Genomic DNA, 13,281 nt, shown 5'->3' with positions numbered 1-13,281 from the left:
AGGGTTCGGCCATGACTTCCCAGGCGTACCTCTCCGAACTGTTCTCGCTGGACGGCCGTGTGGCGCTGGTGACCGGCGGGAGTTCGGGCATCGGCAGGGCGATCGCGGGGGCGTTGGCGCGGGCGGGGGCGAGCGTGGTGATCGTGGCCCGCAGGGAGCCGGAACTGACCGCGGCGGTCGAGGAGTTGAGGGCAGACGGCTGCCGAGCGGACTGGGTGAGCGGCGACTTGAGCACGAGGAAGGGTGTGCGTACGGCGGCGGAGGCGGCCGCCGCGGTGTTCGGTGAGCCGGACATCCTGGTCAACTCGGCTGGGATCAACCTGCGTCCACCGATGACCGAGCTCACCGACGACGTGTGGGACACCACCCTGGCGGTCAACCTGGAGGCCCCCTACCTCCTGGGCCAGCGCTTCGGCCCCGGCATGGCCGAGCGCGGCTTCGGCCGGATCATCCACATCACCTCCCAGCAGGCCCACCGCGCCTTCGTCCAGAGCGGCGCCTACGGCGTCTCCAAAGGCGGCCTGGAATCCCTGGCCCGCTCCCAGGCCGAGGCGTGGTCCCCGCACGGCGTCACCTGCAACACCCTCGTCCCCGGCTTCGTGCTGACCCCCCTCAACGCCCGCCTCGCCACCGACCCGGAGAAGGTCGCGTCCCTGGCCGCCCGCACCATGACCGGCCGCAACGGCCTCCCCGAGGACTTCGCGGGCGCCGCGGTCTTCCTGGCGAGCGGGGCGTCGGGCTATGTCACGGGGCAGTCGATCTTTGTGGACGGGGGGTTGTCGGTGCACTGACCGCGTCACCCGCACCGTTTCCCCTGACCGTCCGGTCACCGTCCCCGGCCGAGCGGAGGCCGCACCGGACGTCCCCGCTGAGCGAACACGTTCGTTACGATCGATGTCATGGGTGCGAGAAGAGAGCCGGCCGGCCGCCGGGAGCGTCCGGCGAAGCCCGCCCTGTCCCGACGCTGGATCGTGGACACGGCCGTGCGGATCATGCGGGCCGAAGGGCTGGAGAAGGTCACGATGCGCCGCCTGGCGCAGGAGCTGGACACCGGCCCGGCCTCGCTGTACGTGTACGTCGCCAACACCGCCGAGCTGCACGCGGCCGTCCTGGACGCACTTCTCGGCGAGGTCGACCTGACCGGCCGGGACGGCGGCGACGACTGGCGCGGCCGGCTCCGCGCTGTCATGACGTCGTACACCCTGGTGCTGTTCGCACACCCGCAGCTCGCCCGGTCCGCGCTCGTGGCCCGGCCGAGCGGAGAGAACTACCTGCGGCTGGTGGAGCGCATCCTCGACCTCCTCTCGCGCAGCGGTGCCGGCCGCGAGCAGGTCGCCTGGGGGGTGGACAAGCTTCTCCAGGACGCGACGGCCACCGCCGCCGAGCATGCGACGCAGGAGCACGACCCCGCCTCCGAGGGCGACTGGAACGCCGCCGTCGCCGCGCTGCACTCCGTGGACGAGACCACGCATCCGGCGATCACCGCACACATGCCGGACCTGATCAGTGGCACGGTCCGGGACCGGATGCGCTGGAGTTTCGACGTCCTCGTCAACGGCATCACGCGCACTCCCGTACCCGTCCCGGCCGACTGAGCCCAGCGGGTCCGGCACGGCCTGTGGACACATGCGCGGCGCTGCGAACTTGTTCGTAACGAACATGTTCGCTACGTTGGAAGCGGCCGGTGGGATCGCTTCTCGAACAGCCGTGCAGTCCCGTGCTGCCCGTCCACGGGCGGCGCCGGCAGCCTTTTCCCCGGTGCGCACACGCATCCCTCACTCCTTCGAAGAGGTTCGCCATGAGCACCCCCCACTTCCCCCTCGCGATCATCGGCGGCGGTCTCGGCGGTCTGACCGCCGCCCGCGTCCTGCACGTCCACGGCATCGAGTCGGCGATCTTCGACCTGGAGGCGTCGGCGGCGGCCCGTACGCAGGGCGGGATGCTCGACATCCACGAGGAGAACGGGCAGCAGGCCCTGCACGCCGCCGGCCTGCACGACGACTTCCTCAAGCTCGTCCACGAGGGCGGCCAGGCCATGCGCCTGCTGGGCCCCGACGGCACCGTGCACGTGTCCGAGGAGGACGACGGCACCGGCGGCCGACCGGAGGTGGACCGCGGCGACCTGCGCGATCTGCTCCTGAACTCCCTGCCCGACGGCACGATCCACTGGGGCCGGAAGGCCACCGGTGCCCGGCCGCTGGGCGACGGGCGTCACGAGGTGACGTTCGCCGACGGCTCGGTCGTCACCACCGACCTCCTCATCGGCGCCGACGGCGCCTGGTCGCGCGTACGGCCGCTGGTCTCCGACGCCGAGCCCCTCTACACCGGCATCTGCCTCGTCGAGACCGACCTGTTCGAGGCCGACACCCGCCACCCTCGTAGCGCCGCGGTCGTCGGCGACGGGTTCCTCATCGCCCTGGGACACGAGCGCGGCTTCCTCGCGCACCGGGAGAGAGACGGCTCGCTCCACGTCTACACCGCGCTCAAGGCCGACGAGGTCTGGCTGGACACGATCGACTTCACCGACCGAACCGCCGCCAAGGCCGCGGTCCTGGCTCACTTCGAGGACTGGGACGAGGGCCTGCGCGCCCTGGTCGCCGACGCGGAGACGATCACTCCGCGTCGTATCCATGCCCTGCCGGTCGGGCACCGCTGGGACCGTGTCCCGGGCGTGACGCTGCTCGGCGACGCCGCCCATGTGATGTCCCCGTTCGCGGGGGAGGGAGCCAACCTGGCCATGTTCGACGGCGCGGAACTCGCCCTGGCCGTCGCCGCCCGCCCCGGCGACACCGAAGCCGCCCTGGCCGCCTACGAGGAGGCGCTCTTCCCGCGCGGCGAGGCGTCCGCCGCCGAGTCCGCCGCCAGCCTGGACACGATGTTCGGCGAGCGAGGCCTGGAGCAGATGGTCGACTTCTTCACCACCGGCCCGGCAGCCCGGTGAGATCAGCCCCCTCAGCACGCTCTCGCCGCTGCACCGGTCCTTGGCCGGCAAGGCGCATGGCGGCTTTCGTCGACGTCGAGGTGTTCAGTCCAGGATCGCGAGGTGGTCGGCGGCGCCTCCGCGCCACTCGATCATGAAGAGGGTGGCGTCGTCGCTGGTGCGCCCGCCCCTTTCCTTCTTCAGCGTGTGCGAGAGCAGTCGCAGATCCGCCCGCATCCCGTCCGACGGCCCCTGCCCCAGGCGGTTGACGCAGCGGACGAGGCGTTCCTCACCGAAGGGCTCTCCGCCGTCGAGGCGCTCCTCGATGATGCCGTCGGTGTAGCAGAGCACCCGGTCACCCCGCTGGAGCGTGTGCTCTCTGATGCGAGGAGCCTCGCCTCCGAAGCCGACGGGCAGCGTCGTCGCGCTCTCCAGCTGCCGCACGACCTTTCCGCCGCGGATCAGCAGTGGGGCGGGGTGGCCGGCGTTGACCAGCTCCAGCTCACCGGTGGCGATGTTCAGATGCATCAGCTGCGCCGTGACGAAGTGGTCGGCGCCGAACTGCCGCGAGACGGCGAGGTCCATGAACGCGTACTTCTCGGCCAGGCTGACGAACACCCGGCGGGCATGGCGGTAGGCGCCGATGGCGATGGTCGCCATCGTGGCGGCGTCCAGGTCGTGGCCCATCGCGTCGATCACGGCCATGTGCAGGATGTTGTCGTTGAGGGCGTAGTCGAAGCTGTCGCCGGCGACGCGGTAGGCGGGCTCCAGGATGCCTGCCACCTCGACCTGCGGCACGGTCATCGTCAGCGGCGGCAGCAGGCCCCACTGGATCTCCGCAGACACACTCATCGGCTCCCGGCGCCGGGCCAGGAAGAACTGATCGGTGTAGGCGTTCTTGGTGACCAGCATGTCGGCGACCAGTCCGGAGAGCCGGCGCAACAGGCGTCGGCCATCGTCGTCGACGGTATCCAGCGTCAGGGCCATGACGCCCACCTGATCGCTTCCGTCCAGCAGGGGCAGATACATCCGGACGCCGCCGCGGGCGTGGGGTACCTCGACGACGTCCGCGCGCTGGAAGGCGCGGCCGGCGGGGGAGTCGGTCACCGGCTCGGGCTGGCCCACATGCAGTTTCTTGCCCGGAAGCGGCATCAGCAGCTCCTGGGCGTAGTCCTGGAGCAGGATGGACACCTCACGGCCGCCGATCCTGGCCACCTCCTCCGCGATCAGCGGAGCGATCAGCTGCGGCGGCAACAGCCGCGCTCGATCCAGCAGCACCCCGAGCAGCCGTTCACCGAAACCCTCCGACCGGTCCACGCTCTGCTCGCCCATGGCCCGGTTCGCCACCGCCTTCCTACCCCGCTCCGGTCACTGCCTCCGCACAACGTGACCTGGTCGAGCAGTCGGAGCGGCTCATTACGCCATGCGCGGCATGTCGGCGGCAGCGGACGTAGGTCGTCGACGTGCGTCCAGATCAGCCACCTGCAACCGCCGCGACGCAGGCGAAGGCGTGGTTGCCGGGCAGGAGGGTGAGCCCTTGCGGCTCGCCGTCGCGGCGACGACGAGATCCACCGCACCCGCACCGCGATGCTTTCCCCGTTTGGCGAGAGCTTCTTGGACCTGGCAGGCGCGGTCGTCGACGGGAACTCGACCGAAGATCAGTCGATGTCCTCGATGCCGCGCGCCCTGTCGGCTGCCGACCGGGCGCTGTAGAAGAACTCGAGCTCGGTCATCGGGCAGGTGGTGATGAGCCCGGCGGCTGCCGCCTGGTCCGGATCGAATGCGCCGTCCCCGGCCGCGGCCCGCAGCCGGGGACGAGCCAGGGCGCGACGCCGACTCTCCGGCACCTTCCGAAGAGCGGTGTCGACTGTCTCTTCTTTCTTGGTGCTCTGCCCATGGGTCCTACGCGGGCATCACGCCATGAATGCGGGAGAGAGTGAAGACGCGTTCCGCTTCGCGCAGGTGGCACCAGGCGTCGAGGTAGGGCGGGTCGAGTTCCAGGTCGCTGAGGGTGCGTACGGTCCGGTTGCCCGATGCGGCGATGTACTCGACCGTGATGGCCGCACCGGTGTCGATGGCATGGGCGACCTGGCGGACGTCGCTGTACGACAGGTGCTTCGCGTATCCGGCGACGATCTCCTCGGTGTCCGTCGCGAAAGGCACCCCGCTGCCGAACGGGTCGGCTTCCGGTGTCGTGGGCGGGGCCTTGAGCAGCCGGTCGGCCAGGACGTCCGTCCCGGCGTCGCTGGGCATGTCCGAGGCGCGGGCCGCGGTGGTCCCGGGTCGGCGCCGCCCGGCGTTCTTTCGCGGGGGCGGAACGACAGCGGCGGCCCTCTGCGGCAGGCGCTTTTCGATGCGTACCGTGCCCCCGGCGGTCTCGGCGACCGGGGCGTAACCCGCGGCACGGAGCGCGGCGAGAGCCGTCGCGGGTGGGCTGCCGCTGACCAGGACCGTCGGGGCGAGCTGCCGCAGGGCGAGCTTGGACAGTGCACGGTGGGCGGCGAGTTCGGCCAGGAGCGCGGGTTCGTCACCGTGGATGACACAGGCCGAGGGGGCGATGCGCACCCGTCCGTGACCTCGTGCGGTGTCGGCGATGAGATAGGTCAGCGGCTGTGGCAGGGCGGTGGCGGAGCCGGCTGCCAGGTCGGCTGTGATGTCGTCCGGGGTGCGGCCGGCGTCCAGGGCCCGGCGGATGCTGCCGGCACTGAAGCGCCATACCGACGCCGTGCCACTGGTCTCCCGGTCGGCCGTCGAATCCAGCAGCGCTGCGAGTCGCGCGGAAGGCGTGCCGGTGACGACGGCGGTGAGGTCGGCGCCGATCCGGGCCGTCGTGGTCGCGGGGGGCAGCAGTCGCCGGGCCGTGCTGTCGAGCTCTTCGTCGGCGTGGGCCGCCAGGTGGGCACCGAGCGGGGACAGCGCACCCCGTGCCAGCACGCCCAGCAGTTCGCCTTCGCGGATCACGGTGCTGAACGGTGCCGTGTCCTCGGGCGAGGCGTCGTCGGCGAGCGGACGGTGCCAGGCCACGAGCGGCCCCAGCTCCGAAGCGACCTTCACACCCTGTCCTGCCGGGAGCCCCGAGGCCGCGGTGAGCAGCCCGTGGCGGGCCTGCAGACAGCCGCCGCAGTCAGGCGCACCGGCGAGCGCGGGCAGCGCCTTGTCGTCCTCGTCGCGCGCCCGGGTGGGGGTGAGCGGCAGATCCCGCCATGCCCGGAGCAGTACGGCGAGTTGTTTCGCGGGCTCCTGCTCGGCCCAGGCGTCGTACGCCTCGGTGAGAGGTACGCGATCACCGTCGCGGGCCAGCAGTCCGGCGGCGTACGCGGTCTCCAGGGTGATGCGTACGACGGCGTCGTCCGCTTGGGCGGCCTTGCCGAGCCGGGCCAGTTCACGCGCGCCGATCCCGCCCGACTTCAGCCGGACCGGTGGAGCGGTGGCGCACGCAGAAAGGACGGCGGCTGCATGGGCCGCGAACGCGGTGGCGGCCACCGCGGCCTCCCGCTCCACCTCCGAGGAGGTGACGGGCACCAACTGTGTGACGGGCGGAAGAGGTTCGAACGGAGCGTGCCAATCGGGGCCCCGCAGAGCCAGGGCCACCTCCAGCGGCATCCGGACGGGCCCGTACCGGTGACGGTCCTGGAGCAGAAGCCCGCGGTCGAGTGCCCATCGGGCGCCTGGTTGCAGGTCGCTGCCAGGAGCCCCGAACGCGACGAACAGTGACTGACGTGGCGTGGACCTGGCGTTCTGCTCCAGCAACTTCCGTGTGGCCGCCGGTGCCCCCGCCACCAGCGCGGCGATCCGTTCCGCGTCACTGTGATGCTCCACCAGGGCCGCGAGTCGCTGCTGCTTGGTGCCGGGTGGCTTGATAACCAGGGCCGTCAGCATGCCGCGCAGTTCCTCCGAGGTGGTGCCGGCCAGCAGTTCTTCCAGCGGGGCGTCAAGTCCCAGGGGTGTGCTCCACGCCTGTCGCAAGGGCGCAGGCATGCGGAGTGTCTCGTTGCCGTCACGCCACACGAGCGCCCGAACCGACAGTGCCTCCAGGGTCGCGTCCAGCGCGTGTACCGCCGCGGGGGAGGTCGCGCCGAGCAACTCCGCCAGGCTGTCCCGGGTCGCTCGGCCCCCCAGGGCGGCCAGCGCCTCGGCGGCCTGCAAGCACGGCAGCGTGAGGTGCGGCAGGACGAGTGCCACGGACCCCGGACGTTGGAGACGGTCCGCCAGTTCCCCCACCGAGCGTGGTTCCGGAGAGGAAGCCGCGTCCTTCCGCATGGCGAGTACGCGTGCCAGGCGTGGACCGTCCAGTTCGCTCAGCCAAGCCGCCAGCGTCGATCGGGACTTCATGAGGGTTCACCTCGACAGACGGGGAACGTCACAGTCGGGCCGAAGCCGCTTCGGCGCCAAGGTCAAGGTTGGCGCAATTCCATGATCCGCGGATGTCGTACCAAGACAGAGTCCGGGCACCTCCCCGCAGCGAGCCCAGCCCGACGAGACGAGCCGACGGCAGACACGGGCTCCGGAACACTGAGACGGCCAACGACGAAGGGCCCCACCGCGAACGGTGGGGCCCTTCGACATCGTGCCCGGTGAGGCACTGGCGGAGGATACGAGATTCGAACTCGTGAGGGGTTGCCCCCAACACGCTTTCCAACTGTGGTGGTGGGGTGGCGGCCCGGGTACAGGTGGTCACCTGCGTTCATGGAGAGCCGGGCTCCGTGCGTTACGGGGCTTGTGGTCTTGCCTGAACGGCTGTGAACGCCGATGAATGAGACGGAAAGTGAGACCGGGCCGCCTTCGGCCTCATGGGTTGTGACATGCGGAGTCGGCTGGCACGCGGTGCGGATAGGGGCCCTCGTGCGCCTCGCCGCGCAACCAGTCGGTAAGCCACTGCGCGAGTGATTGTCCGAGTGGTGCAGGGGCGTGCCGGATGCAGCACAGGTTGGGGTCCCAGTCCCACATCTGGCCGTCGGACGTACGGAAGTCGATCAGTGTCCACATCGCGCAGCCGCGGTCCATCAGCGGGACGAGTCCCGACGGGAGGGCATCTCCGTCGGGGCCGCCGAACGCGTGGTAGGCCATGGTGATGTCCGCGCAGTCGCTGAACCAGTCGTCGGTCTCGGTCAGCGAGACCACCTGCCAGGGCCCGAAGCCACCGTTGGCGACTTCGAGATACATCCGCTTCAGCAAGTCGGGCATCGGACGGCCCACTACCCGCTCAAAGATGGTGACGTCCTCAGCAGATGCGGGACCGGGCAGTCCCCGGCCGGCCACATGCGACCGGACCGCCAGGACGAGTTCGTCATCAGTCACCCCAGGATCCTCAGCGACGCAGTTCCCCTTGTCGATGCCGCGACACAGCAGGGTCTGCGAATGAGCTTGGGAAGCTGCAGGCACTTGAGGGCGGTCTGGACGTTGACCTGGGCTGACCGCACTGGACGGCCTGGCTGGCCTCGTCGGCTTTGACCACGGTTCCCCACTCTCCCCGCTCGACTGGCGCGGTGGTGGTGCAGTCTGGTCGTCGTCGGGAAGCGTGGGAGCGCTCGGGGAGCCCGGCCAGGTGCGGGGCTGTGGAAGCCTTCGTGTCAGTGCGTGCGGTTATGTTGCGTCAGCCAGGATGGGCATCGCTCTGGGAGGGGCTGTGGGAGCCAAGACGGGACTGCTGGTGTACGCCGACGGCGACATACCGCGGCTGCTGCAACGAGTGGGGTCGGCGGACGGTGACCGGACGGCCGCCATGATGCGGCGACTGTATCCGGGGTGCGAGATCGAGGAATGCGAAGGCGCGACTCTCTGGGACGGCGTGTACCCCCCGAAGGGGACCGCGTACGCGGCCAGCTGGCCTGGCGTGGAGGTCATCGGCGATCAGAGGGTGATGATCGACCTACCCTCCCAGCTCCCGGAGTACCTGGTGTCGGCAAGTGCCGGCCGACGGCTGGTCCTGCACGCCATGCACAGCGTTGTCGACTGGCTGGCGTTTGCCGTGTGGGAGGACGGGCGCCTGATCCGCTCCCTGAGTCTGTCCCCGGACAGTGGCGTCATGGAGAACATCGGCGAACCGCTCCCCTTCGAACTGCCCTACTGGGCCGGAAACCGTCCGGCTGACATCGTGCCCTGGCCTGGCGAAGAGGAAGAGCCATACCCCCTGCCTTTTCACCCCTTGGAGCTGGGCGAGGACGCGTTGAGGGCGCTCTGCGGCTTCATCCAAGAGGGGCGCCCCGAGCCCGATGACGTCGACGCAGACGGCATCAAGCTGCACGGATTCCACATGAGGGACCGCCACGGACCCGATCTCGCAGAGCAGGAAGCGGAGTTGTGCAGAGCCGTGGAAGCCATGCCCCCGCCGCGCGTCTACACACTGGGCCCTGATGGTTCACTGATCGAGCGCGACGGCCTTTAGCTCACGACCTCTTTTCGTCCCGAAGCAACTCGGCGGGGGTGCTGCCTTGAAGTGGTGTGCCGCTCACCTGCACTGATGATCCGCGGACCTTCGCGCTTGTTCGCCGTTGTTCGTGGGCGTTGCCACGCAGTCAGACATTCACCGCGCGGCAACGCGACGCATGGTGCCGTTGCTGCTGTGATGCGTGCGCAGTCACTTCTTGCAGCGCTGGCAGGCTGTGAGCCGTTGTCCCTTGGCCTCGTCCTCGGACATCGACGTCTGCCCCGTGTAGGTGTCTTGCTTCCCGTTCAGCGATGGGCAATCCACGTCAGTGTGGTACTTGGACCGGTAGTCACCGATGCGTACGTGGACAGTGCTCATAAGGGCCCCTCCGTTGTTTGCTTCGACGGCACGTGATCCGTTCGCGCCTCCGCCAAGGGGAAACGCTCGGGCTGCACTGGGAAGACGTCGACCTGGACGCAGGGTACGTCCGCATCCGCAAGAACCGCCTCCGGCCCAAGTACACCCACGGCTGTGGAGACAACCCGTGCGGCCGGAAGGCCGGCTACTGCCCCCAGAAACAGCAGACCAGCCGAGAGCACAAGTCCACCAAGTCCCGCGCCGGACGTCGCACCATCGGTCTCCGCGACCCGCTGATCAAGCTTCTTCGCCAGCACCAGGAGCAGCAAGAGAAGGAGCGGGTCGAGGCCGGTACCGACTGGGAGGACAAGGGATACGTCTTCGCCGCCCCGACCGGTGGCCCCCTCAGCCCGAACACCGACTTCCACACCTGGAAGCGGCTACTGCGAGACGCAGGCGTATGAGACGGCCGTCTTCATGACGCTCGCCACACTGCCGCGACCCTCCTCCTGATCCTCGGCCTCCCAGACGTCGTGGTCGACGCGATCATGGGCTGGGAGCCCGGGGGAGCGGCCCGGATGCGCGCCCGGTACATGCACGTCACAGGGACGCTGCTCCGCAAGGTCGCCCAACAAGTCGGCGACGCTCTCTGGGAGCAGCCGAAGACCAGCTGAAGCTCAACTGAGACGGAAAGTGAGACGGACAACGACGAAGGGCCCCACCGCGAACGGTGGGGCCCTTCGACATCGTGCCCGGTGAGGCACTGGCGGAGGATACGAGATTCGAACTCGTGAGGGGTTGCCCCCAACACGCTTTCCAAATGTTCGTCTGGGGGTTCGGGGGTGGCCGCGTACGTCCTGACCTGCGGTGGAATGGTCCATCCGGAGGCTTCCGGACGCTGCTGAACGGAGGTGAATGCAACCAAACCTGCAACCAAGGCTGCCCCCGTTTCACCCAGGTCAGCGGCCGGATTCGAGCCATTGGCCAAGAGGCGGCCCACCTTCGCCACCGCGCTGCTCGGCAGGGAGCCGATGGAGGGGAAGCCATGGCCAGGAAGCGCGGGCGACGATCATCTGCACGCAGGCAGTGGAAGGTGATCCTCAGCGGTGGCGCCCTGCTACTGGTCACGCTGGGTGGTGTTCCGATCAGCGATGTGGCCGTACCTCATCGGAGCTGTCGTGCTCGGTGGCCTTGCTACCGGAGCCGGGTGGCTTTTACGTACGGACCGGGCTCCTTCGCGGCGGGGGCCGGCGCTGGCGCCGGGCAGGACGCGATTCGGGCCGGCCATCGGACACTGGCCGACGTCGACAAGATGTCCGGTACCGAATTCGAAGAACCGGGCGCGGCTCTCTGCTGGCGCGACGGTTGCACCGACGTCCGCCGCGTCGGCGGCTCCGGAGACAACTGTCTGACGTCACCGGCGCTTCCCAGACGGCCACACAATGATCATCCAGTGCAAGCGCTACACCGTCATCAGCACGGGCCTGAGAATCTCACCAGGCTCCGAACTCCCCGGCAGAGAACCGCACCACAGCTTGCGGCTGGCGCTTCTTGGTCTTCTTCTTCTGCGGCGGGTTCCACTCGCCTCGGTGCAACTGACAGCGGGAGTAACCGATCATCGCCGGGTTCTGGCACCGCTTGCCGGTCTTGGTATGGGTCGACCCGCACTTGACCTGTTTGCCCATTCGTCGTCCTCTGTCCGGTCGGAGGCGCGCCATGCCAGGCCCATCGTCACCGGCCAGCGGTGCGAACCGCTCTACCTGCGCGCGTATTCGACTGATTCCAGCTCTTTGGGGTCCGGATCATGACATTCTCGCCGAGGCCGATCGACATCAAGGCGGCAGCTCGCTCAGTGCCGGTGTTACGCCTGGCCGTACAGGGCTGCCAGATCGATCAGCTGGATGCCAGAGGTGGTGTCGGTGGCCATGCGGGCCTTGTCGTTGAAGCCCGCCCCGCTGAAGCAGATGAGCTGAGTGTGGGTGGTGTCGTAGCGGCCGGCCTGGGCGATGAGGTCGCGGATGTGCTGGAGGCGTTCGATGTGCGCGATGCCCATGGTGTCGTTCCATTTGGCTTCGCCGATCGCCAGCAGCGGCGGCTTGCCGCCGTCCGCGATGCCGACGACCGCAACGTCGACCTCGTGGCCGGTACGAGCCTTGGGGTCATGAACGACGCCGTGACCGACGCGGGCTGGGAGGCCGCCGAGCAGGTCGGGGTCGGCGTGGTGGAGGGCCCAGTCGCGGCAGACCTGTTCGAAGTGGGGGCCGAGGACGTTGCTGGTGAAGCGGCGACGGCTGGCCTGCCAGACCCGGGCGGCGCTGCCGGGCCGTTCCAACTGGTCCCAGACCGGGCGCATGATGGCGTGGTAGAAGCCGATCAGGGGTTCGGCGATGCGGTAGGTGGGGCGGTTGTCGCGGAAAGCGTCGGCGTCGCGGTGCAGCAGCCCGGCGTCTTCGAGGACGTTGATGGGGTGCGCGATGTCGGTGGCCTTGCGTTCCAGGTAGCCGGCCATGCCGCCGCGGGTCGCGTTGCCGTCGGCGACGGCCGCCAGGACGGACAGGTACAGGGCGGTGTCACGCAGATCAGGCTCCTCGGCCAGCAGATAACGGGCCTCGCGGAAGAGCGGCGTCTCGGGGTTGAGGACCGTACGTACAACCCAGGCGTCGAAGTCGTCGGGCCCGCTGGGGCTGTCTCCTCGCGCGAACTCGCGCCGGTAGGCGGGCGTACCGCCGACGATCGCGTTGACCTGCAGGGCCAGCCGGGGGTCGGTGATGTTCCAGAACTCGGCGGCGAGGCGGTGGTCGAGGGGGCGCACGACAAGTTCCAGTCCCGCCCGGCCCCTCAGCGGTGCGTTGCCGGACAACAGCTTGCCCATGAAGGACAGGGCCGAGCCGCACAGCAGCAACCGCGCACGAGAGGCCGTGCGCTGCTCCCGCAGCGGACGGAACGCCTCCTGGATGATGGAGGGCAGCTCCGGATTGGCCCTGACGAGGTACGGGAACTCGTCGATCACCACGGGCACGGGGTGCTCGGAGCCGAGGGCAAGGAGCTCATCGACAGCTTCGGCCCAATGTGCGAAGTGGTACGGGCTGGCGGGCCGGACATGAGCGGTGAGCGCCGTGCTGATCCGGCGCAGAGACTCAGCGTCAGCGGCCTCCGTCGCACCGAAATAGAAGCCTCCCTCGGCACGGCAGGCCGCGTCGAGCAGGAAGGTCTTACCCTGGCGCCGCCGACCGGAGACCACTCCGAGCGTGGCACCGGGCTGCTCATCGCCGATGAACCGGGTCAGCGCCGACCACTCGTAATCGCGATCGAACATCTCGGCGGGCTTGTCCACGCGCCACCTCCGGTAGATGTAGAAGTACGTATCTATAAAACGTACCCCTATATGTGAGCCGAGGCTGCTGACGCGCGGAGGAACGGCGCATCGCAAGGGAAGCGTGGCCACGAGGACCTGCTGCGCGCAGAGCGACGTCCAAGACGGTGTCGGCCCGGGCCGCGTAACTGTGAGAGAACCAGGGCATGTTGGCCTCCATCACGGCCCAGCGCTCATGACCGGGGTCGGGGTCCTGGATCAGGCCGACGTCGACGGTCCGCGCTGGGCAGGGACTCCCTGACCGTGGCGAGGAGTCCCTGGGCG

At 69.2% G+C, this 13,281-nt stretch carries 10 protein-coding genes and 2 pseudogenes; 5 read left to right on the top strand and 7 right to left on the bottom strand.

Going from position 1 to position 13,281, the window contains the following annotated elements:
• Positions 1 to 11: 11 nt before the first annotated feature.
• The 3 genes from QF027_RS23815 (at position 12) to QF027_RS23805 (ending at position 2,941) form a co-directional block, all read left to right on the top strand.
• A complete protein-coding gene (locus tag QF027_RS23815; RefSeq protein WP_307076958.1) occupies positions 12 to 791 on the top strand; it encodes an SDR family NAD(P)-dependent oxidoreductase in 780 nt (259 codons plus the stop codon).
• 108 nt (positions 792 to 899) lie between these two features.
• Positions 900 to 1,595 carry a TetR/AcrR family transcriptional regulator gene (locus QF027_RS23810; protein ID WP_307076956.1) on the top strand — a complete coding sequence of 232 codons (696 nt, stop codon included), beginning with the start codon at positions 900 to 902 and terminating at the stop codon, positions 1,593 to 1,595.
• 203 nt (positions 1,596 to 1,798) lie between these two features.
• Positions 1,799 to 2,941, top strand: coding sequence for an FAD-dependent oxidoreductase (locus QF027_RS23805; RefSeq protein WP_307076954.1), 1,143 nt, complete (start codon positions 1,799 to 1,801; stop codon positions 2,939 to 2,941).
• A gap of 84 nt (positions 2,942 to 3,025) precedes the next feature.
• Here QF027_RS23805 and QF027_RS23800 read toward each other — a convergent pair whose 3' ends face one another.
• From QF027_RS23800 to QF027_RS23780, 4 genes and pseudogenes are all read right to left on the bottom strand, one after another.
• Positions 3,026 to 4,252 (bottom strand): PP2C family protein-serine/threonine phosphatase, encoded by a 1,227-nt coding sequence (locus QF027_RS23800; RefSeq protein WP_307082471.1) that lies wholly within the window; start codon positions 4,250 to 4,252, stop codon positions 3,026 to 3,028.
• 142 nt (positions 4,253 to 4,394) lie between these two features.
• A pseudogene (locus tag QF027_RS23795) lies at positions 4,395 to 4,692 on the bottom strand (PIN domain nuclease); the annotation flags it as partial.
• Between the two features lie 130 nt (positions 4,693 to 4,822).
• On the bottom strand, positions 4,823 to 7,252 hold the full coding sequence (locus QF027_RS23785) for a helicase-associated domain-containing protein (RefSeq protein ID WP_307076951.1): 2,430 nt from the start codon (positions 7,250 to 7,252) through the stop codon (positions 4,823 to 4,825).
• A 456-nt stretch (positions 7,253 to 7,708) separates the two neighbouring features.
• The gene (locus QF027_RS23780; RefSeq protein WP_307076948.1) at positions 7,709 to 8,218 is read right to left on the bottom strand and encodes an SMI1/KNR4 family protein; all 510 of its coding nucleotides are present in this window, start codon (positions 8,216 to 8,218) and stop codon (positions 7,709 to 7,711) included.
• A gap of 304 nt (positions 8,219 to 8,522) precedes the next feature.
• Here QF027_RS23780 and QF027_RS23775 point away from each other — a divergent pair, with 304 nt between their 5' ends.
• On the top strand, positions 8,523 to 9,305 hold the full coding sequence (locus QF027_RS23775) for a DUF6928 family protein (RefSeq protein ID WP_307076946.1): 783 nt from the start codon (positions 8,523 to 8,525) through the stop codon (positions 9,303 to 9,305).
• Positions 9,306 to 9,497: 192 nt separating this feature from the next.
• Here the strand turns inward: QF027_RS23775 and QF027_RS23770 are convergent, their stop codons facing one another.
• Positions 9,498 to 9,665, bottom strand: coding sequence for a hypothetical protein (locus tag QF027_RS23770; RefSeq protein ID WP_306979224.1), 168 nt, complete (start codon positions 9,663 to 9,665; stop codon positions 9,498 to 9,500).
• 47 nt (positions 9,666 to 9,712) lie between these two features.
• Here QF027_RS23770 and QF027_RS23765 point away from each other — a divergent pair.
• A pseudogene (locus QF027_RS23765) lies at positions 9,713 to 10,318 on the top strand (site-specific integrase); the annotation flags it as partial.
• A gap of 819 nt (positions 10,319 to 11,137) precedes the next feature.
• On the opposite strand, the gene QF027_RS23760 reads toward QF027_RS23765, so the two are convergent.
• Both QF027_RS23760 and QF027_RS23755 read right to left on the bottom strand, forming a co-directional pair.
• A complete protein-coding gene (locus QF027_RS23760; protein ID WP_307076944.1) occupies positions 11,138 to 11,329 on the bottom strand; it encodes a hypothetical protein in 192 nt (63 codons plus the stop codon).
• A gap of 176 nt (positions 11,330 to 11,505) precedes the next feature.
• On the bottom strand, positions 11,506 to 12,978 hold the full coding sequence (locus QF027_RS23755; RefSeq protein ID WP_307076942.1) for an AAA family ATPase: 1,473 nt from the start codon (positions 12,976 to 12,978) through the stop codon (positions 11,506 to 11,508).
• Positions 12,979 to 13,281: the final 303 nt, after the last annotated feature.

This window comes from Streptomyces canus, assembly GCF_030816965.1.
Taxonomy (GTDB): domain Bacteria; phylum Actinomycetota; class Actinomycetes; order Streptomycetales; family Streptomycetaceae; genus Streptomyces; species Streptomyces canus_E.
This window is presented reverse-complemented; position numbering and strand designations above follow the sequence as displayed.